Origin of the sequence: Sphingomonas gilva, assembly GCF_003515075.1 — a bacterium.
Lineage (GTDB): Bacteria > Pseudomonadota > Alphaproteobacteria > Sphingomonadales > Sphingomonadaceae > Sphingomonas > Sphingomonas gilva.
Genome location: NZ_QWLV01000010.1, coordinates 60,976 through 85,985 on the forward strand (window position 1 = coordinate 60,976; position 25,010 = coordinate 85,985).

Below are 25,010 nucleotides of genomic sequence, written 5' to 3' on the forward strand. Positions count from 1 at the left end.
CAAGAGGGGCCATCTGCCAGCGTGATTCAGACACTCGCCTTTTACCTGTTCGCCATCGTCGTCATCGCCGCGGCGGTGCTGACGATCACCGCGCGCAACCCGGTGCATTCGGTGCTGTGGCTGATCCTGGCGTTCTTCAACGCCGCCGGGTTGATGCTGATCGCCGGCGCCGAGTTCATCGCGATGCTGCTGGTGATCGTCTATGTCGGCGCGGTCGCGGTGCTGTTCCTGTTCGTCGTGATGATGCTCGACGTCGATTTCGCGGAGATGCGCGCCGGCTTCATGCGGTATCTGCCGTTCGGGCTGCTGCTGGCGCTGGTGCTGGCTGCCGAGGTGATCTTCGCCGTCGCCGCGTGGAACGCCGGGGGTGTGGACATGGGCGCGCGGATCGCGCCGGCGGCAGGCGACATGCCCAATATCGAAGCGATGGGGCGGCTGCTCTACACGCGCTATTTATACATCTTCGAAGCTGCCGGGCTGGTTCTGCTGGTGGCGATGGTCGGCGCGATCGTGCTTACGCACCGTACCCGGGGCGGCACGCGGCCGCAGAATATCGCGCGGCAGGTGCGCCGGCGCCCCCAGGATTCGACGCGCAACATGAAGCCCAGCGTCGGACAGGGGGTGGAGTTGTGAGGCCCCAACCGTTCCTCCTTACCCGTCATGCCGGACTTGTTCCGGCATCCATTGCGCCACAAGCGAGCGCCTGGCCGGAGGAGAGATGGGCCCCGGAACAAGTCCGGGGTGACGAGCTTGGTTATGGCGCGGTCCTAGTTGCAGGAGCCGCGATATGATCGGCCTGACCCACTATCTCGTCGTCGCTGCGATCCTGTTCGTCATCGGCGTGCTGGGCATCTTCATCAACCGGAAGAACATTATCGTCATCCTGATGGCGATCGAGCTGATCCTGCTGGCGGTGAACATCAACCTGATCGCCTTTTCGGCGGCGCTGGGCGATCTGGTCGGCCAGGTGTTCAGCATGTTCGTGTTGACCGTGGCGGCAGGCGAGGCGGCGATCGGACTGGCCATTCTGGTGATCTATTTCCGCGGCCGGGGGACGATTTCGGTCGACGATCCCAGCCGGATGAAGGGCTGAACACGTGAACATCCAGCTCATCGTCTTCCTGCCCTTGCTGGCGGCGATCATCGTCGGCCTGGGCAACCGCATGCTCGGCAATATTGTCGGCAAGCTGATCACCACCGGCGCGCTGTTCGCGTCGTGCGCGCTCAGCTGGCCGATCTTTCTGGCGTTTCTTGGCGGCGATCAGGCGGCTTATGTCCAGCCGGTCTTCAGCTGGATCGTTTCGGGCGACCTGAACGTCGACTGGGCGCTGCGCGTCGACACGCTGACCGCGGTGATGCTGGTCGTCATCACCACCGTCTCCGCGCTCGTCCATCTCTATAGCTGGGGCTATATGGAGGAGGACCCGGATCAGCCGCGCTTCTTCGCCTATCTGTCGCTGTTCACCTTCGCGATGCTGATGCTGGTGACCGCGGACAACCTGGTCCAGATGTTCTTCGGCTGGGAGGGCGTCGGCCTCGCCAGCTATCTGCTGATCGGCTTCTGGTTCAAGAAGCCTTCCGCAAACGCCGCCGCGATCAAGGCGTTCGTCGTCAACCGCGTCGGCGATCTTGGCTTCATGCTCGGCATCTTCGGCACCTTTCTGGTGTTCGGCACCATCTCGATCCCCGAGATCCTTGAGGCGGCGCCCGGCATGGCGGGATCGACCATCGGCTTCCTCGGCTACCGCTTCGACACGATGACCGTGCTGTGCCTGCTGCTCTTCATCGGCGCCATGGGCAAATCCGCGCAGCTGGGCCTGCACACCTGGTTGCCCGACGCGATGGAGGGTCCGACGCCGGTTTCAGCGCTGATCCATGCGGCGACGATGGTGACCGCGGGTGTGTTCATGGTCTGCCGCCTGTCGCCGATGTTCGAGGTCGCGCCGGTGGCATTGGGCTTCGTCACCTTCATCGGCGCCGCGACCTGCCTGTTCGCCGCGACCGTCGGCACCGCGCAGATGGATATCAAGCGGGTGATCGCCTATTCGACCTGTTCGCAGCTCGGCTATATGTTCTTCGCGGCCGGCGTCGGTGCCTACAACGCGGCGATGTTCCACCTTTTCACCCACGCCTTCTTCAAGGCGCTGCTGTTCCTGGGTGCGGGATCGGTGATCCACGCGATGCACCATGAGCAGGATATGCGTTTCTACGGCGGACTGCGTAAGAGCATCCCGTTCACCTTCTGGATGATGATGGCGGGCACGCTCGCGATCACCGGGGTCGGCGTCTATTGGCTGCATGCGGGCTTTGCCGGCTTCCATTCGAAGGACGCGATCCTGGAGGCGGCTTATGCCAGCGGCGGGGGCGGGGTCACAGCCTTCTGGGTAGGCGCGTTCGCGGCGCTGCTCACCAGTTTCTATTCGTGGCGGCTGATCTTCATGACCTTCTTCGGAGAGCCGCGCTGGGCGGCGTCCGAGCACATCCAGCACGCGCTGCACGATGCGCATGGCGATCACGACACGCACGCCCATGGCGACGCGCACGACAATGCGCCCGCGCAGGAGAATGCCGGGCACGATCCGCACACGCATGCGCCGGGTGCGGCGGAGGTGAAGACCGGCACCGGCGGCTATCACCCGCACGAAAGCCCGCTGACCATGCTGGTGCCGCTGGGCGTGCTGGCGATCGGCGCGGTGCTCGCCGGCTTCGTCTTCAGCCACGCCTTCCTTGAGAATGGCGCCTTCTGGGTCGGGTCGCTCGCCTATGACGAGCATCTGATGCACGCGATGCATGAGGTGCCATTGTGGGTGAAGCTGTCGGCGACCGCGGCGATGCTGATAGGCCTGGGAATCGCGGTGCTGGCGTATCTGGTCCATCGCGACTGGCCGGCGCGCTTCACCGAAAGCTTCCGCGTGCTCCACGCCTTCGTGCTCAACAAATGGTATTTCGACGAACTGTACCATGTCGTTTTCGTCAAGCCGGCCTTCTGGCTGGGGCGCCTGTTCTGGAAGAAGGGCGATGAGGGCACGATCGACCGGTTCGGCCCCAACGGCCTGGCCGCGCTGGTGGCGGGCGGCGGCCGGATTACGGCGCGGCTGCAGTCGGGCTATGTCTATACCTATGCGCTGGTGATGCTGCTCGGCCTGACCGCCGCGGTCACCTGGGCGATTTCGCGATGAGCGCGGTCATCTTCTCCCCTCCCTGCAAGGGAGGGGCCGGGGGTGGGTGCGCGCGCAGCGCGCTTCACGCCTCGCCGGTTTTCGCGGCGTCGACCCACCCCCTACCCCTCCCTTTCCAGGGAGGGGAGTAGAGTAATGAATTTGGACGGTTTCCCTATCCTCTCCCTGATGATCGCGCTGCCGATGGCGGCGGCGATCGCCTGCCTCTTCGTCGGCGCCAATGCCGCGCGCTGGCTGGCCCTGGGGGCGACGCTGATCGACCTCGCCCTCGGCGTCATGCTGTGGGTCAATTACGATATCAGCGGGCCGCAGTGGCAGTTCACCGAATACGCCCCGCTGTTCGGGCGCTTCGCCTGGGCGCTGGGCATCGACGGCATGGCGCTGATGCTGCTGATGCTGACGGTGTTCCTGATGCCGATCTGCATCGGCGCCAGCTGGGAAGCGATCAAAACGCGGGTGCCCGAATACATGGCCGCCTTCCTGTTGATGGAAGTGCTGATGATCGGCGTGTTCGCCGCGCAGGATCTGTTCCTGTTCTACATCTTCTTCGAGGCCGGCCTGATCCCGATGTACCTGATCATCGGCATCTGGGGCGGGGCGAACCGCATCTACGCCAGCTACAAATTCTTCCTCTACACGCTGCTCGGATCGGTGCTGATGCTGATCGCGATGCTGTGGATGGTGCAATTTGCCGGCACCACCAGCATTCCCGTGCTGCTCCAGACCGACTTCCCCGTTGAGGCGCAGACGTGGCTTTGGCTCGCCTTCTTCGCCAGCTTCGCGGTGAAGATGCCGATGTGGCCGGTGCACACCTGGCTGCCCGACGCGCACGTCCAGGCGCCGACCGCAGGTTCGGTCATTCTCGCGGGTGTGCTCCTCAAGATGGGTGGATACGGCTTCCTGCGTTTCAGCCTGCCGATGTTCCCCGAAGCCTCGGCGCAGCTGGTCTGGCTGATCTTCGCGCTGTCGATGATCGCAGTGGTCGCGACCAGCCTAATCGCGCTGGTCCAGCAGGACATGAAGAAGCTGATCGCCTATTCCTCGGTCGCGCACATGGCGATCGTCACGGTCGGGCTGTTTGCCTTCAACCGGCAGGGGATCGAGGGCGCGCTGATCGTGATGCTCAGCCACGGCCTGGTCTCCGGCGCGCTGTTCCTGTGCGTCGGCGTGATCTACGACCGGCTGCACACGCGCGAGATCGACCGCTATGGCGGGCTTTCGATCAACATGCCCAAATATGCCGTGCTGTTCCTGCTGTTCACCATGGCGGGGATCGGTTTGCCCGGCACGTCTGGCTTCGTCGGCGAGTTCCTGAGCCTGATGGGCGTATACCAGGTATCGAGCTGGGTGGCGCTGGTGTGCACGACGGGCATCATCCTGGGCGCGGCCTATTCGCTCTATCTCTATCGGCGCATCGCGTACGGCGATCTGACCAAGGACGATGTCCGCGCGATGCCGGACCTATCGGCGCGTGAACTGTGGCTGCTTGCGCCGATCGCTGCGGTGGTGCTGTGGATGGGCGTCTATCCGGAAAGCTTCCTGGCGCCGATGCGCAACGATGTCGGCACCTTGGTCGCGCGGATCGAGCGCGCGCGACCGGCGGGCGATGCGCATTTGACCGCGGGCAAGCCAGCCGCAGCAGCCGCTCATGCAGAGACCGCGCATGAGGGGGCGCACTGATGGATTACGCCGCCAATCTTGCGATGACGATGCCGGAGATCATCCTCTCGGTGACCGGGATCGCGCTGCTTCTCGTCGCCGCCTGGGGCGGTTCGACGCGCTGGGTGAGCGGTCTCGCGATCGGGGCGCTCCTCACCGCATCCTTCTCGCTGATCGGGCCGCCGACTTCGGGTGGCGTCGCATTCGACGGGCTGTACAAGGCGGACGCCTTCGCCGGTTTCGCCAAGGCGCTGATCTTCATCGCCGCGGCGGTCGCCATCGCCATCGCGCCGCGCTTCTTCGCGCGCACCGAGGGCGACGACCTGAAGCCCGAATATCCGGTGCTGATCCTGTTCTCCGCGGTCGGCATGGGAATGATGGCGTCGGCCGCCGATCTGATTACGCTCTATGTCGGGCTCGAGCTGCAGAGCCTCGCCGCCTATGTGCTGGCGAGCTTCATGCGGCGCGACACGCGATCGGCCGAGGCGGGGCTCAAATATTTCGTGCTCGGGTCGCTCGCGAGCGGAATCCTGCTCTACGGCATCTCGCTGGTCTACGGTTTCACCGGCACGACGATCTTCGAGGAGATCGCGGTCGGTATCGCGCAGCAGCAGGGGAGTGAGAACGGGCTTTCCTTGGGCCTGCTGTTCGGGATCGTCTTCACCTTTGCAGGCATCGCCTTCAAGATCAGCGCGGTGCCGTTCCACATGTGGACGCCCGACGTCTACGAGGGCGCGCCGACGCCGGTGACCACCTTCTTCGCCTCCGCGCCCAAGGTGGCGGCGATGGCGCTGGCGGTGCGGCTGGCGGTCGAGGGCATGGGCACCGCGACCGACGAATGGCGGCAGATCGTGATCTTCGCCGCGCTCGCCTCAATCATCCTAGGCGCGGTGGCGGCGATCGGCCAGACCAACATCAAGCGGCTGCTGGCGTACAGCTCGATCAACAATGTCGGCTTCGCGCTGATCGGCCTCGCCGCGGGCAATCCCGAGGGTGTCGCCGCGGTGATGAGCTATATGGCGATCTATGTCGCGATGACGCTGGGCGCGTTCCTCTGCGTGCTGCAGATGCGCGGCGCCGATGGGCAGCCGGTGGAGGACATCGCCAGCCTGTCCGGCATGTCCAAGACGCGGCCGGGCGTGGCGGCGGCGCTCGCCATCTTCATGTTCAGCCTGGCCGGCATTCCGCCGCTGATGGGCTTCTGGGCGAAGTTCCTGGTGTTCGACGCGGCGGTGGCGGCGGGGTACCTGACCCTCGCCGCGGTCGGCATCGCCGCCAGCGTGATCGGCGCCTACTACTATCTGAAGATCGTCAAGACGATGTACTTCGATGAGCCGGCGCCGGCGTTCCGTCCGGTCGAAAGCTATGTCGAGGGCGGACTGATCACCGTCGCGGCGATCCTGGTGTCGCCGATCGGCTATCTGCTGATCGCACCGTTGGGGCTCGCCGCGCAGCGCGCCGCGGTTTCGCTGTTCTGATCCGCACCGTCGCAGAGACGGCATCGACCAACGCCGACATGATCGCGCTCGCGGCGAGCGGCGCGGAGGAAGGGCTGTGGCTGCGGGCCGAGCGCCAGACCGCCGGGCGCGGGCGGCAGGGCAAGGCATGGGATTCGCCGCGAGGCAATCTCTACGCCAGCACGATCGTGCGGTTGCGGCCGGGCGGTCCGCCGGCGGCGACGCTGGCGATGGTCGCGGCGGTGGCGTTGGAAGAGGTGGTGCGCACAGTGCTGCCGGGCGGTGACCTGACGATCAAATGGCCCAATGACTTGCTGCTCGGCGGAGCGAAGCTGTCTGGTATCCTGCTCGAACGCGCCGGCGATGCGGTGGTGATCGGCATCGGCGTCAATCTGGCGCATCATCCAGAGGGCCTGCCGCGTCCGGTTACAAGCCTCGCCGCGCACGGTGCGCCCATCGGCCCCGAGCCCTTCCTGGAAATGCTCGCCGACAGCTTCGCGCGTTGGCTGGAACGCTGGCGGGGCGAGGGGATTGCCCCTGTCCGCCGGTGGTGGATCGAGCGGGCGCATCCCAAGGGCACCGCGCTCACCGCCAACCTGCCCGATGGCGGCGCGGTCGAGGGGCTGTTCGACGGCCTCGACGAGGACGGCGCGCTCGTCCTGCGCTTGGCGGACGGATCGACCCGTGTCATTCACGCCGCCGACGTTTTCCTGATCTGAAGGGCCGACTTCCCATGCTGCTCGCCATCGATGCCGGGAACACCAACATCGTCTTCGCGCTCACCGAGGAGCAGGAAATCAAGGCGCGCTGGCGCATCGCGACCGATCCGCGGCGAACGGCAGACGAATATGCCGTGTGGCTCAACCAGCTGCTGCAACTGGAAGGGCGTACGCGTGATGACGTCACCGCGGTGATCATCGGCACCGTGGTGCCGCGCGCGCTGCACAATTTGCAGGTGCTGAGCAGCAAATATTTCGGCGTCGAGGCGGAGGTGGCCGGGCAGGGGACGACCGAGTGGGGCATCGCGCTCGACGTCGAGGAACCGGGCAGCGTCGGGGCCGACCGTGCGCTCAACACCATCGCCGCGCACGCGCTCTACAAGGGCGATCTGATCGTCATCGATTTCGGCACCGCGACGACCTTCGATCTGGTCGATTATACCGGTGCCTATAAGGGCGGGATCATCGCACCGGGTCTGAATCTGAGCCTGGAGGCGCTGGTCAGCGCCGCCGCGAAGCTGCCGCGCATCGCAATCGAACGGCCCCGGACCAATTCGGTTGTGGGCCGCAATACCGAGGACCAGATGCTGATCGGCGTCTTCTGGGGCTATGTTTCGATGATGGAGGGCCTGGTCGCCCGCATGCGCGCCGAGATCGGCCGACCGGCCAAGGTGATCGCCACCGGCGGCCTTGCCACGATTTTCGACGCGCAGACCGATATTTTCGATTCGGTCGAACCCGATCTGACCATTCAGGGGCTGGCGATGCTGCACGCCCGCGCCCATATGAGCACCACGCGCGATCAAGGTTGAGGCAACCGCCTCCCGCGTGCGCATATAAGGAATTCCATGACACCCGGTAACGAACTTCTCTTCCTCGCGCTTGGCGGCTCGGGCGAGATCGGCATGAACGTCAATCTCTACGGCACGCAGGGCAAGTGGCTGATGGTCGATTGCGGCATCACCTTCGCCGATCCGAACTATCCCGGCATCGATGTGGTGCTGCCCGATCTCGCCTTCATCGAGGAGCGTCTCGACGATCTGCTCGGCATCGTCCTGACGCATGGGCATGAGGATCATATCGGCGCCCTGCCCTATCTCGCCGCCGATCTCGGCGTCCCGCTCTACGCCACCCCCTTCACCGCCGGCCTGATCGCCGGCAAGCTGGCCGAGGAAGGCATTCTCGACCAGATCGAGCTCAACATCATCGAGAATGAAGGCCGGTTCCCGATCGGGCCGTTCACCATCCAATATGTGCCCTTGGCGCATTCGATTCCCGAAGGAAATGCGCTGCTGATCGGCACGCCGTTCGGCCGCGTGTTCCACACCGGCGACTGGAAGCTGGACGAGGAGCCGCTGCTCGGCCAGCCTTCCACCGCCGAGGAGCTCACCGCAATCGGCGACCAGGGCATCCTCGCGCTGGTGTGCGATTCGACCAACGTGTTCAATCCTGAGGCGTCGGGCAGCGAGGGCGCGGTGCGGCGCGGGCTGGACGAGGTGATCGGCGAGGCGCGCGGGCGCGTGCTGGTGACGACCTTCGCGTCCAACGCCGCGCGCCTGCAGACGCTGGGCGAGGTAGCGAAGGACACCGGACGAACGCTGTGCGTCGCGGGGCGCTCGCTCGACCGGATCATCAAGGTCGCCAAGGCCAATGGCTATCTGCGCGACTTTCCCGAACCCGTCGATTGGGACACGGCGATGCGGCTGCCGCGCGACAAGGTGATGATCGTCGCGACCGGCGGGCAGGGCGAACCGCGCGCGGCGCTGGCGCGGATCGCCGATGGCAGCCATCCGATCAAGCTCGACGCGGGCGACACCGTGGTCTTTTCGTCCAAGCAGATTCCGGGCAACGAAACCGCGATCGGCGTGATCCAGAATCGGCTGGCCGACGACGGGGTGATCATGATCACCGATCGCCAGGCCTTCGTCCATGTATCCGGCCATCCGGGGCGCCCCGAGTTGAAGGCGATGTACCAGTGGATCCGGCCGGAGATCGTCGTGCCCGTGCACGGCGAGATCCGCCACATGGCGGAGCAGGCGCGTTTCGCCGCCAAGGTCGGCGTGCCGAGCGCGATCGTCCAGAAGAATGGCGATATCGTGCGGCTTTCGCCCGATGGTCCGGAGCGGATCGGCCAGACGCGCACTGGACGGCTGATCCTGGACGGCGACGTCATCCTGCCCGCGGACGGCGCGACGATGGGCGAACGGCGGCGGCTGTCGATGAACGGTCAGATCTCGGTCGCGGTCGCGATCGGACGCGACGGGCGCGCGATCGGTGCACCGCAGCTGAAGCTGCAGGGCGTGCCGGTGGAGGAGGACCGCGAGGCGTTCCTGGACGAGGCGACCGAGGCAGCGGCCGAAGCGTCACGCAAGCCCGAGCGCGACCGCGAAATGCTGCGCGAGGGTATCCGTCTCGCCGTCCGACGCTGCGCGACGCGCTGGACGGGCAAGAAGCCGGTGGTCGACGTGCTGATCGTGGAGGCCTGACGACCGATGCAGTGGACCTCGGCGCTCGCCATCTATTTCCTGTTCTGGAACCTCAGCATCTTCTTGGTGCTGCCGTTCGGCGTGCGCACCAGCGACGAGGCGGGCGAGGCGAAGGTGCCGGGCCAAGCCGACAGCGCCCCCCACCGGTTCGATTTCTGGCGGATGGCGCTGCGCGCGACGATCGTCGCGACGGTGCTGTTCGGGCTCTATTATCTCAACTACGTCAACGGCTGGATCGGCGTCGACGCGCTGGATTTGTTCAGCAACGCCGGCTGATGCCTCTGGCCCCTCCCTTTCAAGGGAGGGGGTCGGGGTGCGCGCGCGCGTCTGCGCGCTCAAAAGACTCTTCGACATCCAGCCCAAAGCGCCGACAGCGGCATCGAGCCGCTGCCGCCACTTCACCCACCCCCTCCCCTCCCTTGAAAGGGAGGGGTTTAAAGGAAGTCAGGTCCGCAGACGTTCGATCGCCTGGGCGAGTGCGACGTAGAGCTTGCCCATATCCGAGGATAGCAGGGTTACGCCCAGCGGCGTGCCCTCGCGGCTCGCCAGCACGGTGCGCAGCATCGCCTCGAAATCGTGGATGTACCGGTTCACCTGCTCGCGGAATTCGGGTTCGTTGTCGTAATGACGGGCGATCTCGCGCGCGTCGTTGTTGTCGAGCAGGCGCACCGCCCGGCGGGTGAAGACGCCGCGGTCGCCCTTCAGATAGCTCGCCCAAGCGACGTCGGTGACCTCGTTCGAGAGCAGCTTGGTGACGTCGATCGCCGCCGAATTGAGCGACTCGAGCAGCAGCGACACGCGCCGCGCGAAATTGTCCTCGTCATACTCCTCGCGCTCGGCCTTGGCCTCGGCCAGACGCTGCTCGACCTGCGCGGTGGTGTCGGCAATGGTCAGCATCTGGCGCATCAGGCGGTCGGAGGCGCGGTGCGCGGCGGCGACGGCGGCGGAGGACGCCTCCTCCAGCTCGCCCAGGCGGGCGCGCAGCCTGTCGTCCAGCGCCTTTTCCAGCGCTTCGCCGCTCGCGTCGGCGAGCGCCTGCGCGGCCTGCGGGATGACCTGCTCGAGCGCGGTGCGCGCCTTGTCCGATGCCTGGTGCGCGGTGTCGCGAACGCGGAGCAGCGCCTCGACCAGCCGCGGTGCGGCGCTGTCGGCAAAGCCCTGCGTAGCCTGCGAGATCTCGGCGACCAGCGCGGACAGCGCTTCGGCTTGGCCATTGCTCTCGGTCAGGTGCGTGGAGACGGATTGCTCCACGGCGGCCAGCCCGGTGCGCTGCTCGGCGACCAGCGCGGCGAGGGCGGCTGCGGCGTCGCGGGTGCGTTCGCTGGGAGCGACGAGCGCGTCGACCTCGCCGCCGAGCGGAGCGAGCGCCGCGCGCGTATCGGCGATGCGCGCGTCGAGCCGGCGGATCGATTCGGGCATAGTCTCGTCGATCTCGCGCGCGTTCGATTCGAGCGCCACGAGCAGGTCCTCGGCCTTGGCCTTGAGCGAATCGGCGAGGCTGCCGCCCTGTTCCAGCGTCTTGGCCATCTCCTCGGCATGCCCGCGCAGCGATCCGATCGAGTCGGCCAGCTTCAGGGTGCGCGCGGTGCCCGTCTCGTCGAGCTGCGACAGCCGAGCCTCGACACCATCGATGCCGCGCTCGATCGATTGGATCACCGCACCGCCGGCCTCGCGCTGCTGCGCCAGTTGCTCGGCGATTCTGCCCATCGTCGCCTCGATCGCCTCAATGCGTTCGGCCATCGCGTCGATCGCGCCGCTGCCCGCGCGGCCGATGTCCGACTGGCCCGCCGCGATCATCGCGCGCATCGCTTCGGCTTGGCCGGAGATGTCGCGGCTGGCCTCCGCAATGGTCTCGCGTGCCGCGACGAGCGTCTGCTCGACCATCGCTGCGGCTTCGCCCGCCGCGGTGTCGATCTGATTGCCCGCGGCGACGCTGGTGCTCTCCATCCGCGCGAGATGTGCGGACAGGCGCTGCGCCGCGCCGCCCGCGACCTCGTCCGCCTCGCGTCCACGCGCGATCAATGCGGCGACCTGCGCCTCCAGCGTCTGCGCAGCGTCGTGCGCCTTCTGTCCGGCCTCCTGGATACCGGTGGCCATCCCGCGCGTCTGGTTGAGCGCCTTGGGCAAGGAGGCGAGCAGCACGCTCATATCGGCGCGCGCGGCCGTCGCCGCCTGGAGCAGGCGCTGGGCGTGCGCATCGATCGAGGCGGTCTCGTGCGCGACTCCGTTGCTGATCGCGGCAAGCCGTTCGGCCGCGACGTTGCCCTGCTGGAGCATCCGGTCGGCTTGTTCGGTGAGAGCATCGCGATTCTCGTCCAGCCGCTGGGCGAGCCTGACAACGAGATTATCGAGCGATTGCGCCTCGGCGCGCATCTGGGCGGCGGCGCGGGCGAAGCGGCTCGCCTCGGCCATGCCGGATCGCTGGAAGGCGAGCCAGATCAGCGCGATCAGCGCCAAGGGGGCGGAAAGCACCGCCAACCACTCGGCGATCACCGGCGGTTGCGGATCGGCGCGAAGCAAAGGCAGCGAGGACCAGATGACGAAGCCGGTCCATGCCAAGCCCAACAGGATCGCCGCGCCGAGCGCGAGACGCGCGGGCCATATGCCCGCAGGCTCGGCATCGTCGAAACCGATGTCCGGCACGGCGACCTCCTCAGGCTGGGTGGGCGCCGCCTGCTGCGCGGCCGCGCGGCCGCCGTGCAGATCGATGATCTGATATCCCCCGGTCATCTCGCCATCGTATCAGTTTTCGCGGCGATGCGAAGGGGCAGGTGCAGCCCCCGTCTTAAGCCGGGGGCGTTTAGGCGACGATGACGGCGCCAGCCGCCGTGCAATGACTTTGCCAAGCGGCGTATCGCTGGCCTAATACGGTCCCATGTTCGCCGGACTGATCTTCGCCCGTGACGAGGCCGATGGCGCGCTGGTCGCGACCCTGCCGTTCGCCGGGGCGACGGTAATCGAGGTGCAGGCGAGACGGCTCGTCGCGGCGGGCGCGTCGCGCGTGTTCGTCACGGCAGGCCGGGTCACGCCCGCGCTGATCGCCGCGATCGACCGGCTCGGTTCGCGTCGGATCGCGATAGAGCTGGCGCGCAGGCCCGCCGAACTGAGCGAGAAGCTGCGCCCGGACGAGCCGGTGCTGGCGGTGGGCGACGGCGTCGTCGTGAGCGAAGCCGTGCTGCGCACGATCGCCCACGAAAGCGCGCCGGTGCTGCTTTCGGTGGCGCAGGCGCCCGCGGGCACCGCGCTCGAGCGGATCGATCCGCAGGATCACTGGGCGGGGGTGGCGCTGATCGACGCGGCGCTGCTCAAGGAGACGGTGACGACGCTGGGCGACTGGGACCTGCAATCGACGCTGCTGCGGCGAACCGCGCAGGCGGGCGCGGTGCGTCGATATCTGAGCCCCGACGCGAGCGCCGCGGACCATCTGCTGATCGCCGGCCGCGAGGATGCGGCGCGCGGTGACGCGCTGCGCATGGCGGCGCTGGCCGACGGCGAGGGACAGATGAGCGAGCGGCTGATCACCGCCTGGATCGCCCGCCCGCTCATCGAGATGATGGAGGCGCGCAAGGTCGTGCCCTGGGCGCTGGAGGTGGCGGCGGGGATCGCGGGCTTCGCCGGGCTGGCGTCGGCGACCCTCGGCTGGGTGACGCCGGGCATGGGCCTAGCGCTGCTGGCCGTGTTGCTGGTGGCGGTGATCCGCGTCCGCGCGCTGCATGGTTTCGACGAGGCGCGCGCGGCGATCGCCGGATGGATCGCGGACGGTGTGGCGCTGACGGCGATTCCGGCATTGGCGCTGGGCGTGTTCGCCAGCGGCGGGCCGACTTCATACACCCTCGTGGCCACGACGCTGGCCTTGCTGGCGATCGGCCGGCGCGCCTTTGCCGAGCGGCTGAGATGGGCGCCCGCGCCGGCGACGGTCGTGGGCATCCTGTTCGCCGCCAGCCTGCTGGCGATGCCGCGGGTAGGGCTGGCGCTGGTCGCGATCCATGCCGCCGCCGCGCTGGCGGTCGCGGTCGAGCGGCTGCGGCGGTAAGGGTAATCCGGTCTTAACCGCGCTTCGCGTAAGCGCGGGCCATGGCCGAGGCTGATCCTGGCGACATTGCGCGCGCGCGGCTCGACCGCGAAGGCCGCCTGCTGTCCGCCGATCCGAAGTTGCTTGCGCTCAACGCGCGCGCGGGCGGCGCGATCGGCCGGCTGCTTGCGCTGCCGCAGGTCGCGACCCTCGCCAAGCTCGCCGCGCGGCTGGAAATACCCGTTTCCCGGCCGGCGATCGCCGGCGACAGCGAGCATGATTTCGACCTGTGGATCGATGCGCAGCCGGTGCCCGAGGGCGTCGCGCTGGAGGTGAGCGGCTGGAAGCCGCTGCCGCCGCGTATGCCAGCGTTCCCCGATATCGGCGAGATGGACGCCATTGGGGACTGGAGCTGGCAGACCGATGCGCAACTGCGGCTGGTATCGCTTTCACTTGATGGCGACGTTCCGTTCGACGCATCGCGCCTGATCGGCCGGCCGCTCACCCGGGTGTTCGCGCTCGAGGAGGAGGATGACGGATCGCTGCCGATCCTCGCGGCGACCGCCGCAGGCGCCGATTTCGACGGACAGCGCGCGATCGTGCGCGACACTGGCGCCGCCGTGCTGCTTTCGGCATCCGCTTTGCGTGATCGCCGGGATCGGCTGACCGGCTATGTCGGGCGGGCCGTGCGCGCGCCCGATAGCGGCGACGAGCGGTTGCCGCCCGTGATAGGGGCCGACTTCGCGGAGCGTCTCGGCCGTGCGCTGCGCCGGCCGCTATCGCGCATCGTCGCCAATGCCGATTCGATCAGCGCGCGGTCGGAGGGGCCGCTGCGCGCCGATTATGTCGATTACGCCAGCGATATCGCCAGTGCGGGGCGGCACCTGCTGGGGCTGATCGACGATCTCGCCGACCTGGAGGCGATCGAGCGCGCCGATTTCCGCGCCGAGCAGGAACCGGTCGACCTGGCCGATATCGCCCGCCGCGCAGCCGGGCTGCTCGCCGTCCGCGCGAGCGATCGCGGCATCCGTATCGACCGGCCGGGCGCCGAAGAGGCGATGCCTGCGATCGGAGACTTCCGCCGCGTGCTGCAGATCCTTGTGAACCTGATCGGCAACGCGGTGCGCTACACGCCCGAAGGCGGGATGGTCTGGATCAGGACCGAGCGCGAGGGCGACCTGGCGACGGTGATCGTCGCCGATCAGGGCAGGGGCATCGCGGCGTCCGACCATGCGCGCGTGTTCGAGAAGTTCGAGCGGATCGATCCTTCCGAACCGGGCGGCAGCGGCCTCGGCCTCTACATCGCCCGCCGCCTGGCGCGCGCGATGGGCGGAGACATCTCAATCGACAGCGCGCCGGGACAGGGCGCGCGTTTTGCGCTGACGCTGCCGGCGCGGGATTAGAGTTTGAACTCATAAAGCCGATGCTTGGCAAACGATCCGATGCGCGACGCAAGGCGAGATTCAGGACCTGAAGCGTTAGCCGCAGCAGCGCTCGCGTCCGTTCCCCGCCAATCCGACGCATCTTATGACTTAAGGGGCTGTCCTGTTTTGCATGATTCACTCTCTCGTCGCCCCTGCGTAGGGCACCCGGCAAAGTGGTACTTTGCTGAGACCCGAGGCAGGGGCTTATCCCGTCATACCCCGGACGGCGGCAACTGTGGATGGGCGGATGGACCTGGCTGCGCAGGGAAGGATTCCACACCTAAACAGGACAAACTCTAGCGCCGGATACGCCGTCCTATCAGGATCAGCACCAGCCCGGCGACCGCTATCGCCGAGCCGTAAGTCACCCAGGTCGCATCGCCGAGCATGGAACTGCTTGATGGCCAATGAATGAGATTACCGCCCTGCGCCATGAACAGCGATCCCGCCGCGAGCAGCAGGATGCCGACGACGAAGAGCAGCGTGCGCATCAGCGCTGCTCTATGGACACATAATCGCGCTGGGTGGGGCCGGTGTAGAGCTGGCGCGGGCGGCCGATCTTCTGCTGCGGATCGGCGATCATCTCATTCCACTGCGCGACCCAGCCGACGGTGCGGGCGAGCGCGAACAGCACGGTGAACATGGTGGTCGGGAAGCCGATCGCCGAGAGGATCACCCCCGAATAGAAGTCGACATTGGGGAACAGCTTCTTTTCGATGAAGTAATCGTCGCTGAGCGCCATTTCCTCTAGCTGCAGCGCGACGTCGAACACGGGATCGCTGACGCCGAGCTCGCCCAACACCTCGCGCACGGTCTGCTGCATCACCGTCGCACGCGGATCGTAGTTCTTGTAGACGCGGTGGCCGAAGCCCATCAGGCGGAAGGGATCGTCCTTGTCCTTCGCGCGGGCGATATATTCGGGGATGCGGTCGACCGTTCCGATCTCGCGCAGCATATTGAGCGCCGCCTCGTTGGCGCCGCCATGCGCCGGACCCCACAGGCAGGCGATGCCCGCGGCGATGCAGGCGAAGGGATTGGCCCCCGACGAGCCGGCGAGCCGCACGGTCGAGGTGGACGCATTCTGCTCATGATCGGCGTGGAGGATGAAGATGCGGTCGAGCGCGCGCTCGACGATCGGATTCACGACATATTCCTCGGCCGGGACGCCGAAGGTCATCCGCAGGAAGTTGCCCGTGTAGGACAGCGTGTTGTCGGGATAGACGAAGGGCTGACCGACCGAATATTTGTACGCCATCGCCGCGATCGTCGGCATCTTGGCGATCAGCCGGTGGCTGGCGATCATGCGCTGGTGCGGATCGGTGATGTCGGTCGAATCGTGATAAAAGGCCGAAAGCGCGCCCACCACGCCGCACATCACCGCCATCGGATGCGCATCGCGCCGGAAGCCGCGATAGAATTGCGCCAGCTGTTCGTGCAGCATGGTGTGGCGGGTGATGGTGTAGGTGAAGCGCTCCAGTTCCTCCTTGCTCGGCAGCTCGCCGTTCAAGAGGAGGTGCGAGACCTCCATGAAGCTCGAATGTTCGGCGAGCTGGCCGATCGGATAGCCGCGATGGAGCAGCACGCCCTCGTCGCCATCGATATAGGTGAGCGCCGATTCGCACGACGCGGTGGAGGTGAAGCCGGGATCGAAGGTGAAACGCCCGGTATCGCCGTAAAGCTTGCGGATATCGATGACGTCGGGGCCGACCGAGCCGGTGAGCACCGGATAGTCGACCTCGCGATTGCCGATCTGAAGCTTCGCGGTCTCGGTCATCATGGATCCTTCGTCTGTTGTCAGTCCGGCTTCGCCATCTGGTCGGCGATGCGGCCCAAGCTTTCCTCGCGGCCCAGCAGCACCAGCACGTCGAAGATGCCGGGCGAGGTCTTGCGACCCGTGAGCGCGGCGCGCAGCGGTTGCGCGACCGCGCCGAGCTTCACCCCGGCGTCCTCGGCGACCTGGCGTACCGCCGTTTCGAGCGCTTCCGTATCCCAACTCTCGCTCGCGTCAAGCGCAGCATGGGCGAGAGCCAGGATGAGCGGCGCATCCCCCCCTAGCAGAGCGGCGGCGGCTTCGTCCATTTCCAGTGGGCGCATGCGAAAAAGGAAAGCGCTATTGTCGGTCAATTCCAAGAGATCGCTGGCGCGCGGCTTCAGCGAGGGCATGGCGCGGCGCAGCAAATCCAGCTGCCCGGGGGTGACGGCGAAGGGCAGGCGATCGGCAACCAGAGCGGCCAGCCGGGCATCGTTCGCCTCGCGGATGTAATGGCCGTTGAGGTTTGCAAGCTTCTTGAAATCGAACCGCGACGGCGATTTTCCGACATGATCGAGATCGAACCAGCGGACCGCGTCCGCGCGGCTGATGATCTCGTCATCGCCGTGGCCCCAGCCGAGGCGGAGCAGATAGTTGCCGACCGCCTCTGGCAGCAGGCCGAGCTGGTCGCGATAGGCGTCGACGCCCATCGCGCCGTGGCGCTTGGAAAGCTTGCCGCCGTCCGGCCCGTGGATCATCGGCACATGCGCATAGGCCGGTTCGCGCCAGCCGAGCGCGCGGATCAGCGCGAGCTGGCGGAAGGCGTTGGAGAGATGATCGTCGCCGCGGATGACGTGGGTCACATCCATGTCATTGTCGTCGACCACGACTGCGAGCATGTAGGTCGGCGTGCCGTCCGAGCGGAGCAGGACGAAATCGTCGATCTCGGCCGCGTTGACGGTGACCGTCCCCTGGACCTTGTCGTCGATGACGAGATCGCCCTCGGTCGGCGCCTTCAGTCGCACCACGCTGGGCAGATCGGGCCCCGACGCCGGATCGGCGTCGCGCCATGGGCTGTCGAGCCGGAAGGGGCGGCGTTCGGCCTTGGCCGCCTCGCGCTGTGCGGTCAGCTCCTCGGGCGTCAGATAGCAGCGATAGGCTTTGCCCGCCGCGAGCAGCTCGCGCGCCACCTCGGCGTGGCGGCTTGCGCGGGCGAACTGATAGACGGCGTCGCCGTCCCAATCGAGCCCGAGCCACCGCATCCCGTCGAGGATCGCGGCGATTGCCGGCTCGGTCGAGCGGGCACGATCGGTGTCCTCGATGCGCAGCAGGAACTTGCCGCCGTGATGACGGGCGAATAGCCAGTTGAACAGCGCGGTGCGCGCGCCGCCGATATGGAGATAGCCGGTCGGCGACGGTGCGAAGCGCGTCACGACCGCGCCGGTTTCGGTGCTTGCGCCCAAGCGCGTCTGCTCCCAGTCTGAATTGGATGGCCAGTACGACCGGGGGAGCCTCTACGGCCTATGAGGAGCGCGGGCAATGGCCGCGCCCGGTTCAATTGGGGCGTCTGTTAGAGATCGAGCGCGACCGGCTGGCTCTATGGCTGCCGGTGATGCTGGGGCTGGGAATCGCCGGCTGGTTCCTGCTGTCGCGCCCCGCGGAATGGATGGCGCTTATTCTGGTGGGCCTCGCCTTGTCGGCGGCGGGCGCGATGGATTGGCGTGGGCGTGGTGGCCGCGCGGCGTTCTGGGCTGGGCTGGCGATAGCGCTGGGCTGCGCGTTGATCTGGGTGAGGGCGGAACGGCTCGCCGCGCCAGTGCTCGAACGGCCGGCAGTGGTCGAGATGCGGGGGCGCGTCATCGCGGCCGATCCGCTTCCAGCGCGCGACATGGTGCGGCTGACCATCGCGCCAGAGAAGGGATCGGAGCTGCCGCCGCGGGTGCGGGTGAACGCGGCCGAGGAGACGAAGGTCGCGCCCGGCGCAATCGTGCGGTTGCGGGCGCGGCTGATGCCGCCCGCCGATGCGGCGGTGCCCGGCGCCTACGACTTCCGGCGCGTCGCCTGGTTCCTGCAATTGGGCGCGACCGGGCGCGCTCTGAGTCCGGTCGAGATCATCTCGGGCGGCGACCGCGCGCCGGGCCTGCGCGACCGACTGACCGCGCATATCCAGGCGCAGCTGCCGGGGAGCGTGGGCGGCGTGGCCTCGGCTCTCGTCACCGGTGATCGCGGTGCGATTTCCGAGAAGGATGACGAGGCGCTGCGGCGCGCGGGACTGACGCATCTGCTGTCGGTCAGCGGATTGCATGTGACCGCGGTGGTCGGGGCGACCTTTCTGGTGGTGCTCCGGCTGCTGGCGCTCAGCCCGTGGCTGGCGCTGCGCGCGCCGCTGAGGCTGATCGCGGCCGGCGTGGCGGCGGCCGCGGCGGTGGGGTACACGCTGCTGGCCGGGGCGGAGGTGCCGACGATCCGGTCCTGTGTCGCCGCGCTGCTGGTGCTGCTCGCGCTCGCGCTGGGACGCGAGGCGATCACCATGCGGCTGGTCGCAGCGGGCGCGGCGATCGTGCTGCTGGTCTGGCCCGAAAGCCTGGCGGGCCCCAGCTTCCAGCTGAGCTTCGCCGCGGTCGCGTCGATCGTCGCGCTGCACGAACACGCCCGCGTGAAGGCGCTGCTCGCCCGGCGCGAGGAGGGGCTTGCGGCGAAGACCGGCCGCGTGCTGCTGTCGCTGCTGCTGACGGGAGTCGCGGTCGAGATCGCGCTGATGCCGATCGTGCTGTTCCACTTCCACAAGGCGGGGCTGTACGGCGCGGCGGCGAACATCGTTGCGATCCCCCTGACCACCTTCGTCATCATGCCGCTCGAGGCGCTTGCTTTGCTGCTCGATCCGGTCGGGCTCGGCGCGCCCGTCTGGTGGCTGGCGGGGCTGGCGCTGCAGGCGTTGCTGGCGCTCGCGCATGCGGTGGCCGCCGCGCCGGGATCGGTGACGGCGATCCCGCACGTGCCGGACGGCGCGTTCGCACTGGTGATCGCGGGCGGATTGTGGCTGCTGCTGTGGCATTCGCGGCTGCGACTGGCCGGGTTGGCCCCAATCGCAGCGGGACTGATCTGGATCGCCGCGACACCGCCGCCCGATCTGCTGGTGACCGGCGACGGCCGCCACGCCGCGATTCGAACGGGCGACGGGCTGGCGCTGCTGCGCGCGCGGGCGGGCGATTATGTGCGCGACACGCTCGCCGAGAATGGCGGAGCCGAGGATGAGCTCGCCGATCTGGCGGCGATGCCCAACGCGCGGTGCAGCGCCGATCTGTGCGTGGCGGATATCGCGCGCGATGGGCGCACATGGCGCATCCTCGCAACGCGGAGCAGCTATTTCGTCGATATCGCCGACATGGCACCGCTCTGCACCAGCGCCGACATCGCAATCAGCGACCGCAGACTGCCGGGAAGCTGTACGCCGCGCTGGTTGAAGCTCGACCGGGCCGGACTGGAGCGGACCGGTGGGGTGGCGATCACCTTCGATGATCCCGTGGTGCGCACGGTGCGGAAGCCGGACGCCGAGCACCCCTGGCGGAACCCCGAAACGGTGATGCCGCCCCGCTAAGCTGATGCGACCTCATCCCTTGTCGGCCGCTCGACTGGCCCGAACGGCGCATCCTCGGTGGCGTAGTGCGCCATCGCCATCGTCGTCAGCTGCGCGTTGACGCGGATGCAGCTGGTGAAGGTGCTGGCGTCGGTCACCAGCACGTTGGCGGCGCCGTGAAGGCGGCAATCGAGATCGACCACACCCATTGCGGGGTCTTCGTTGCGGGCGTTGCCCCCCTGGGGATGCGAGCTGGAAAGCGTGACGTCGTCCGCCTCGCGGATGGCGTCTTCGAAGAAGGCGTCGATGTCGTCATCGGGCGTGAGCGTCTGGCCGCGGGCAAGCGCCGGATAGACCTCGATCGCGCCCGCGGCGAAGTGGACCTTGCAGAGCGTCGCGAGTGCGCGGCGGAGCAGCGGCAGCTCGACGTCGTCGCGCAACTTGAAGCTGAGCCCGCCATTCACCAGCCGCCCGCGCCGGTCCGCCGGAAACAGCACGCCCGCCGAGGCCAGCCGGTTATAGTTGCGCATCCGCCGCGCATGGCGGCGGAACCAGCCGGGCATCAGCGTCGACATGCTCATCGGCGGCTGAAAATGCGATTCGATCAGGAAATCGCCGCAATCGACATAGGTCGCCATCTGGTCCTCGTCCCAGGCGCGCATCTCCTTGTCCTCGGGCATCAGCGCCACCACCGGGCAGGCGATGTTGAGCGAGATGCCCTGGCCGGCGCCGGCGATGCCGCTCTTGTCGAGGATTCGGCTGGAGGCGAGCGCGCCTGCCGCGACGACGACGCCGGCGGTCGCGCGGATGAAGCGCTTGCGTCCGTTCGGCAGGACGACGTCGACGCCCTCGGCCACGCGGTCCTCACCGTCGAGCTCCGGCTGCCAGCGGATGCGCTCGACCCGCGCTTCGGCGAGGATTCGCGCGCCGTCACGCCGTGCGTCGAGCAGGAAGGACTGTGCCGCGCCCTGCTTGCGGCCATAGGGGCAGCCGGTGTTGCAATAGCCGCAATAGGCGCAGTTGGCGCCGATGCCGTCCGGCCCGTAATTCTTGCTGAACCAGGTTGCAGGGGCGTCGCTATCGGCCGGATTGCCGCTGGCGGCGGCATAGGCGCGCCAGCCATCGGTGAGGTGCGGGCCATTGTTGCGGCCGCTTTTGGGGTCGATCGGAAGCACCGACAGGCGACGCTCGACCGTTTCATAGGCGCGGGTGAAGCGCGCCTCGTCGACCGGCGCGCCGAGCGCCGCCCATTCGGCGAACACGTTCTTCGCCGCCGGATGGGTCGACCCTTCCTGATTCACGCGCAGGCAGATGCCGTTGTTGATCACGGTCGACCCGCCGACGCAGCGGCCCTGGAAGACGACGATATCGTGATCGCGGCTGGTCTGGATGCCGCCATCGACGAACAGCCGCGCGGTCATGCGGCGTTCCTCGTGCGTGATCGCCGAAGACGGGAAGAACGGGCCTGCCTCGACGATAAGGACATCTTGCCCCTGGGCGGCGAGGTTGGCCGCGGCGACCGCGCCACCGGCGCCCGATCCGATGACGATGACGCCGGCCGAATCGGGGATTGAGTCGTGACCGAGGATGTCCTGGGCGGTCAGATCGCGGCCGGGAAAGGGCGTGATCGGCACCTCGCCGGGGCCGCGCACGCGGTGGCAGGGCAGCGTGAAGCCGATATCGGCGAAGACCGGGTTGGTGCGGTTGTCGTCCTGGCTCTCGCCCTGCCAATGGCCGTAATAGCCGGCATAGATGACGCCGCGGACGCGGGCGAGATCCTGCATCAGATCGTTGCGCGACCGCTTGAGCCGCTTTTCGACGCGCCGCGCGCGCCATTTGGGCTCGAACAGCAGGAAGAAGGGGCCGCCCAGCACGATGCAGAGCAGATAGAGGGTGAGGCCAATTTCGCGCGGCTTCCCGCCCTCCACCATCGAGAACTGGTGCTGGATGTTGGCGACCACCTGCGCGGGTGGGATGACCATCTCGACGCGGTGGAACAGCGCCTCGGTCAACGCCTTGAGGATGGTGGCCTGGAGCCAGTTGAACGGTTTTCGCATGCTTCCCCCCGAAAGACGCGTCTTGCCGGGGAAGGCATAGCGCGATCAGGGGTGGAGGGCGATGGGTTCATTAGGTCCGTTCGAATGAGGTGGACCGCATCACCAATATATCGTCGCCCCTGCGCAGGCAGGGGCCGCAGTCGGCAGGGGCGGCGTCGGAGCGCCACAAACTCAGAGGCCCCTGCCTGCGCAGGGGCGACGGCAATGCTGAGTCACCCCGCCGCGATGGATCAGTCGTAGCGGCGGAGCAGTCCCGCCAACCGGCCCTGCACCCTGACCTGGCGCGGATCGTAGCGTTGCGGATCGTAGCTGCGATTGGCCGGATCGAGCCGGACCATCGCGCCTTCGCGGCGGAAATATTTGAGCGTCGCCTCGTCCTCGTCGATCAGCGCGACGACGATCTCTCCGTCGCGCGCGGTCTCGGTGCGGCGGATCAGCGCATAGTCGCCGTCGAGGATGCCCGCCTCGACCATCGAATCGCCCGACACTTCCAGCGCATAATGGTCGCCCGAGCCGAGCAGGGCGGCTGGAACCGAAAGAGTCGACTGGCCTTCCAGCGCCTCGATCGGCAGGCCCGCGGCGATGCGCCCGTGGAGCGGAATCTCAACCACGTCGTTCGCGGCGATGGGCAGCGATTTGGATGCCGTCGCCTTGGGTTTGGCTGTTCCGATCGGCGTGACCTTCCTGTCGGGGCGCTCGGGGGTGCGCAGCACCTCCAGCGCACGGGCGCGGTTGGGCAGGCGGCGGATGAACTCGCGTTCCTCGAGCGCGCTGATCAGGCGGTGGACGCCCGATTTGGACTTGAGGTTGAGCGCCTCCTTCATCTCCTCGAACGAAGGCGAGACGCCGGTCTCCTCCAGCCGATCGCTGATGAAGCAGATCAGTTCGTGCTGCTTGCGCGTGAGCATCATGGTCCTCCGTATGGAACGAACGAAGAACGTGTAGGAACAAAGTGCGAGTTCGTCAAGCGATCGGCAGATATTCGGCCAGATCGCCGGCGGCGACGGGCGGGGCGTGGACCGGGCGGACGATCAGCGCGTCCGATCCGGCCAGCGCGGCGAGCATCCCCGAATCCTGCACCGGCCAGGCGTCCAGCCCCGCCGACGTGAGCCGTGCGCGCATATAGTCCTCGCGCGGGCCATTGGCGGGGAGCGGATGGGCGAGGGGCGCGGAGAGACGGCGGGGGAACGGATCGGCGGCGCCGGAGAGATGCGCGATCAGCGGGCGGAGGAACAGCGTGGCGGTGACGAAGGCGGACACCGGATTGCCGGGCAGCCCGAGCACCACCGCGCCGCCCAGACGGCCGGCGAGCAACGGCTTGCCGGGGCGCATCGCGATCTTCCAGAAATCGAGGCTGCCGCCCGCCGCCAGCAGCGCGGGGCGTACGAGATCGTGGTCGCCGACCGAGGCGCCGCCGGTTGTGACGATCACGTCGGCGTCGAGCGCGGTGAAGGCGGCGGTCATCGCTGCGAGATCGTCGCGGACGATGCCGCCGTCGAGCACTGTAACGGGCAAGTCGGCGAGCAGGGCCGCCAGCATCGGCGCGTTCGAGCTGGGCAATTGCGCGCCGCTGGCTGGCGCGCCGGCGGGGACGAGTTCGTCGCCGGTCGAGAGAATCGCGACGCGGACGGCGCGGCGAACCGGCAGAGCACCGTACCCCGCTGCCGCCGCGAGGCCGATCATGGCTGGCGTCAGGTGCGCGCCGCCAGAAATGATCTCCGCGCCGGCGGCGAAATCCTGCGCGCGCGGACGGATATGGGCGCCGATGCGCAGCGGCCCTTTGCCGCTCAAGGCAAGCCCGTCACCATCACGCGCGGCTTCTTCCTGGACAAGGATGGTGTCCGCGCCGTCGGGCACGGGCGCACCGGTGAAGATGCGAACCGCCTCGCCCGCAGCCACGGATCCCAAAAAACCCTTTCCGGCGGCACTTTCACCGACGACTTTGAGGGGCTGTCCGAGATCGGCGAAGCGCAGCGCGTAGCCGTCCATGGCGGAGAGATCGGCGAAGGGCTGGTCGCGCGCAGCGATGACGGGCGCGGCTGTCCAGCGCCCCACAGCCTGCGCGAGCGGGACCGTCTCGACCGCGACCGCCGGCGCCAGAGCGAGGAGCCGGGCCTGCGCCTCGGCGACGGGCAGGAGATCAGCCACGAACCCAATCGCCGGACTTGCCGCCGGTCTTGGAGAGCAGGCGAATATCGCCGATGGTCATGGCTTTATCGAGCGCCTTCGCCATGTCGTACAAGGTCAGCAGTGCGACCGATACGGCGGTGAGCGCCTCCATCTCGACACCGGTCTTGCCGTCGGTGCGTGCCGTGGCGGTGGCGGTGATGCCGGTCTCGTCGGTCGCGAGGTCGATGCTGATCGAAGACAGCGGCAGCGGGTGGCACAGCGGGATGAGGTCGCTGGTGCGCTTGGCCGCCATGATCCCGGCGATGCGGGCGGTGGCGAGGACGTCCCCCTTGGCGGCGGTGCCGTCGCGGATGGCGGCCAATGCTTCGGCCGCCATGGTGACCCGGCCCCGCGCGACGGCGGTGCGCGTGGTCATCGCCTTGCCCGACACATCCACCATGCGCGCCGCGCCGGTTTCGTCGAGATGGGTGAGTTCAGCCATGCTCCACCCTATCCGTTCGTTTCGAGCGAAGTCGAGAAACGTAGCCCAGCGCGCTGCACCGCGTTTCTCGACTTCGCTC

General features: G+C 67.6%; 20 protein-coding genes. 12 read left to right on the top strand and 8 right to left on the bottom strand.

Features of this window, described 5'->3' with window-relative positions:
• Nucleotides 1-21: 21 nt before the first annotated feature.
• The 9 genes from D1610_RS16130 (at nucleotide 22) to D1610_RS16170 (ending at nucleotide 9,776) form a co-directional block, all read left to right on the top strand.
• Nucleotides 22-633 carry an NADH-quinone oxidoreductase subunit J gene (locus D1610_RS16130; RefSeq protein WP_118865232.1) on the top strand — a complete coding sequence of 204 codons (612 nt, stop codon included), beginning with the start codon at nucleotides 22-24 and terminating at the stop codon, nucleotides 631-633.
• 154 nt (nucleotides 634-787) lie between these two features.
• Nucleotides 788-1,093, top strand: a complete 306-nt coding sequence (gene nuoK / locus D1610_RS16135; protein WP_118865233.1) for an NADH-quinone oxidoreductase subunit NuoK — start codon at nucleotides 788-790, stop codon at nucleotides 1,091-1,093.
• Nucleotides 1,094-1,097: 4 nt separating this feature from the next.
• Nucleotides 1,098-3,179 (top strand): NADH-quinone oxidoreductase subunit L, encoded by a 2,082-nt coding sequence (gene nuoL, locus D1610_RS16140; protein WP_182466881.1) that lies wholly within the window; start codon nucleotides 1,098-1,100, stop codon nucleotides 3,177-3,179.
• A 141-nt stretch (nucleotides 3,180-3,320) separates the two neighbouring features.
• The gene (locus D1610_RS16145; RefSeq protein ID WP_118865276.1) at nucleotides 3,321-4,859 is read left to right on the top strand and encodes an NADH-quinone oxidoreductase subunit M; all 1,539 of its coding nucleotides are present in this window, start codon (nucleotides 3,321-3,323) and stop codon (nucleotides 4,857-4,859) included.
• Nucleotides 4,859-6,316, top strand: coding sequence for an NADH-quinone oxidoreductase subunit NuoN (gene nuoN / locus D1610_RS16150; RefSeq protein ID WP_118865234.1), 1,458 nt, complete (start codon nucleotides 4,859-4,861; stop codon nucleotides 6,314-6,316). Before D1610_RS16145 ends, nuoN begins: the two co-directional genes overlap by 1 nt.
• Nucleotides 6,313-7,014: a biotin--[acetyl-CoA-carboxylase] ligase gene (locus D1610_RS16155; protein WP_118865235.1), complete on the top strand. Its 702-nt coding sequence runs from the start codon at nucleotides 6,313-6,315 to the stop codon at nucleotides 7,012-7,014. Before nuoN ends, D1610_RS16155 begins: the two co-directional genes overlap by 4 nt.
• Before the next feature lie 14 nt (nucleotides 7,015-7,028).
• Entirely contained in the window at nucleotides 7,029-7,826 is a 798-nt protein-coding gene (locus tag D1610_RS16160; protein ID WP_118865236.1) for a type III pantothenate kinase, read from the top strand.
• Nucleotides 7,827-7,862: 36 nt separating this feature from the next.
• Nucleotides 7,863-9,500: a ribonuclease J gene (locus D1610_RS16165; protein ID WP_118865237.1), complete on the top strand. Its 1,638-nt coding sequence runs from the start codon at nucleotides 7,863-7,865 to the stop codon at nucleotides 9,498-9,500.
• Between the two features lie 6 nt (nucleotides 9,501-9,506).
• On the top strand, nucleotides 9,507-9,776 hold the full coding sequence (locus tag D1610_RS16170; RefSeq protein ID WP_118865238.1) for a DUF1467 family protein: 270 nt from the start codon (nucleotides 9,507-9,509) through the stop codon (nucleotides 9,774-9,776).
• A gap of 168 nt (nucleotides 9,777-9,944) precedes the next feature.
• Here the strand turns inward: D1610_RS16170 and D1610_RS16175 are convergent, their stop codons facing one another.
• Nucleotides 9,945-12,230, bottom strand: a complete 2,286-nt coding sequence (locus D1610_RS16175) for a coiled-coil domain-containing protein (protein WP_118865239.1) — start codon at nucleotides 12,228-12,230, stop codon at nucleotides 9,945-9,947.
• Nucleotides 12,231-12,375: 145 nt separating this feature from the next.
• Here D1610_RS16175 and D1610_RS16180 point away from each other — a divergent pair, with 145 nt between their 5' ends.
• Together D1610_RS16180 and D1610_RS16185 are read left to right on the top strand one after the other, a co-directional pair.
• Nucleotides 12,376-13,533, top strand: a complete 1,158-nt coding sequence (locus D1610_RS16180) for a hypothetical protein (protein ID WP_118865240.1) — start codon at nucleotides 12,376-12,378, stop codon at nucleotides 13,531-13,533.
• A gap of 41 nt (nucleotides 13,534-13,574) precedes the next feature.
• Nucleotides 13,575-14,915 (top strand): sensor histidine kinase, encoded by a 1,341-nt coding sequence (locus D1610_RS16185; RefSeq protein WP_118865241.1) that lies wholly within the window; start codon nucleotides 13,575-13,577, stop codon nucleotides 14,913-14,915.
• Between the two features lie 317 nt (nucleotides 14,916-15,232).
• Here D1610_RS16185 and D1610_RS16190 read toward each other — a convergent pair whose 3' ends face one another.
• The 3 genes from D1610_RS16190 to gltX are packed head-to-tail and all read right to left on the bottom strand — an operon-like array spanning nucleotide 15,233 to nucleotide 18,149.
• Nucleotides 15,233-15,427, bottom strand: a complete 195-nt coding sequence (locus tag D1610_RS16190) for a hypothetical protein (RefSeq protein ID WP_118865242.1) — start codon at nucleotides 15,425-15,427, stop codon at nucleotides 15,233-15,235.
• Nucleotides 15,427-16,710, bottom strand: a complete 1,284-nt coding sequence (locus D1610_RS16195; protein ID WP_118865277.1) for a citrate synthase — start codon at nucleotides 16,708-16,710, stop codon at nucleotides 15,427-15,429. Before D1610_RS16195 ends, D1610_RS16190 begins: the two co-directional genes overlap by 1 nt.
• Nucleotides 16,711-16,730: 20 nt before the next feature.
• On the bottom strand, nucleotides 16,731-18,149 hold the full coding sequence (gene gltX / locus D1610_RS16200) for a glutamate--tRNA ligase (RefSeq protein WP_118865243.1): 1,419 nt from the start codon (nucleotides 18,147-18,149) through the stop codon (nucleotides 16,731-16,733).
• Nucleotides 18,150-18,298: 149 nt separating this feature from the next.
• On the opposite strand from gltX, the gene D1610_RS16205 reads away from it, so the two are divergent.
• On the top strand, nucleotides 18,299-20,284 hold the full coding sequence (locus tag D1610_RS16205; protein WP_245942346.1) for a ComEC/Rec2 family competence protein: 1,986 nt from the start codon (nucleotides 18,299-18,301) through the stop codon (nucleotides 20,282-20,284).
• Here D1610_RS16205 and D1610_RS16210 read toward each other — a convergent pair.
• The 4 genes from D1610_RS16210 to moaC all read right to left on the bottom strand — a co-directional run bounded on the left by D1610_RS16210 (nucleotide 20,281) and on the right by moaC (nucleotide 24,931).
• Nucleotides 20,281-22,320: a GMC family oxidoreductase N-terminal domain-containing protein gene (locus tag D1610_RS16210; protein WP_118865245.1), complete on the bottom strand. Its 2,040-nt coding sequence runs from the start codon at nucleotides 22,318-22,320 to the stop codon at nucleotides 20,281-20,283. The genes D1610_RS16205 and D1610_RS16210 overlap by 4 nt on opposite strands.
• Before the next feature lie 230 nt (nucleotides 22,321-22,550).
• On the bottom strand, nucleotides 22,551-23,228 hold the full coding sequence (gene lexA / locus D1610_RS16215) for a transcriptional repressor LexA (protein ID WP_118865278.1): 678 nt from the start codon (nucleotides 23,226-23,228) through the stop codon (nucleotides 22,551-22,553).
• A gap of 55 nt (nucleotides 23,229-23,283) precedes the next feature.
• Nucleotides 23,284-24,468 carry a molybdopterin molybdotransferase MoeA gene (locus tag D1610_RS16220; RefSeq protein WP_118865246.1) on the bottom strand — a complete coding sequence of 395 codons (1,185 nt, stop codon included), beginning with the start codon at nucleotides 24,466-24,468 and terminating at the stop codon, nucleotides 23,284-23,286.
• The gene (gene moaC, locus D1610_RS16225; RefSeq protein ID WP_118865247.1) at nucleotides 24,461-24,931 is read right to left on the bottom strand and encodes a cyclic pyranopterin monophosphate synthase MoaC; all 471 of its coding nucleotides are present in this window, start codon (nucleotides 24,929-24,931) and stop codon (nucleotides 24,461-24,463) included. Before moaC ends, D1610_RS16220 begins: the two co-directional genes overlap by 8 nt.
• Between the last annotated feature and the right edge of the window lie 79 nt (nucleotides 24,932-25,010).

What these genes read in the sequence shown, in the direction of transcription:
- D1610_RS16165 (WP_118865237.1), top strand. Translation starts at nt 7,863, where the DNA reads ATGACACCCGGTAACGAACTTCTCTTCCTCGCGCTTGGCGGCTCGGGC.
- D1610_RS16210 (WP_118865245.1), bottom strand. Translation starts at nt 22,320, where the DNA reads ATGCGAAAACCGTTCAACTGGCTCCAGGCCACCATCCTCAAGGCGTTG.
- lexA (WP_118865278.1), bottom strand. Translation starts at nt 23,228, where the DNA reads ATGCTCACGCGCAAGCAGCACGAACTGATCTGCTTCATCAGCGATCGG.
- D1610_RS16195 (WP_118865277.1), bottom strand. Translation starts at nt 16,710, where the DNA reads ATGACCGAGACCGCGAAGCTTCAGATCGGCAATCGCGAGGTCGACTAT.
- D1610_RS16175 (WP_118865239.1), bottom strand. Translation starts at nt 12,230, where the DNA reads ATGACCGGGGGATATCAGATCATCGATCTGCACGGCGGCCGCGCGGCC.
- D1610_RS16205 (WP_245942346.1), top strand. Translation starts at nt 18,299, where the DNA reads ATGCTGGGGCTGGGAATCGCCGGCTGGTTCCTGCTGTCGCGCCCCGCG.
- nuoN (WP_118865234.1), top strand. Translation starts at nt 4,859, where the DNA reads ATGGATTACGCCGCCAATCTTGCGATGACGATGCCGGAGATCATCCTC.
- D1610_RS16185 (WP_118865241.1), top strand. Translation starts at nt 13,575, where the DNA reads ATGGCCGAGGCTGATCCTGGCGACATTGCGCGCGCGCGGCTCGACCGC.
- D1610_RS16160 (WP_118865236.1), top strand. Translation starts at nt 7,029, where the DNA reads ATGCTGCTCGCCATCGATGCCGGGAACACCAACATCGTCTTCGCGCTC.
- D1610_RS16190 (WP_118865242.1), bottom strand. Translation starts at nt 15,427, where the DNA reads ATGCGCACGCTGCTCTTCGTCGTCGGCATCCTGCTGCTCGCGGCGGGA.
- nuoK (WP_118865233.1), top strand. Translation starts at nt 788, where the DNA reads ATGATCGGCCTGACCCACTATCTCGTCGTCGCTGCGATCCTGTTCGTC.
- D1610_RS16180 (WP_118865240.1), top strand. Translation starts at nt 12,376, where the DNA reads ATGTTCGCCGGACTGATCTTCGCCCGTGACGAGGCCGATGGCGCGCTG.
- moaC (WP_118865247.1), bottom strand. Translation starts at nt 24,931, where the DNA reads ATGGCTGAACTCACCCATCTCGACGAAACCGGCGCGGCGCGCATGGTG.
- D1610_RS16170 (WP_118865238.1), top strand. Translation starts at nt 9,507, where the DNA reads ATGCAGTGGACCTCGGCGCTCGCCATCTATTTCCTGTTCTGGAACCTC.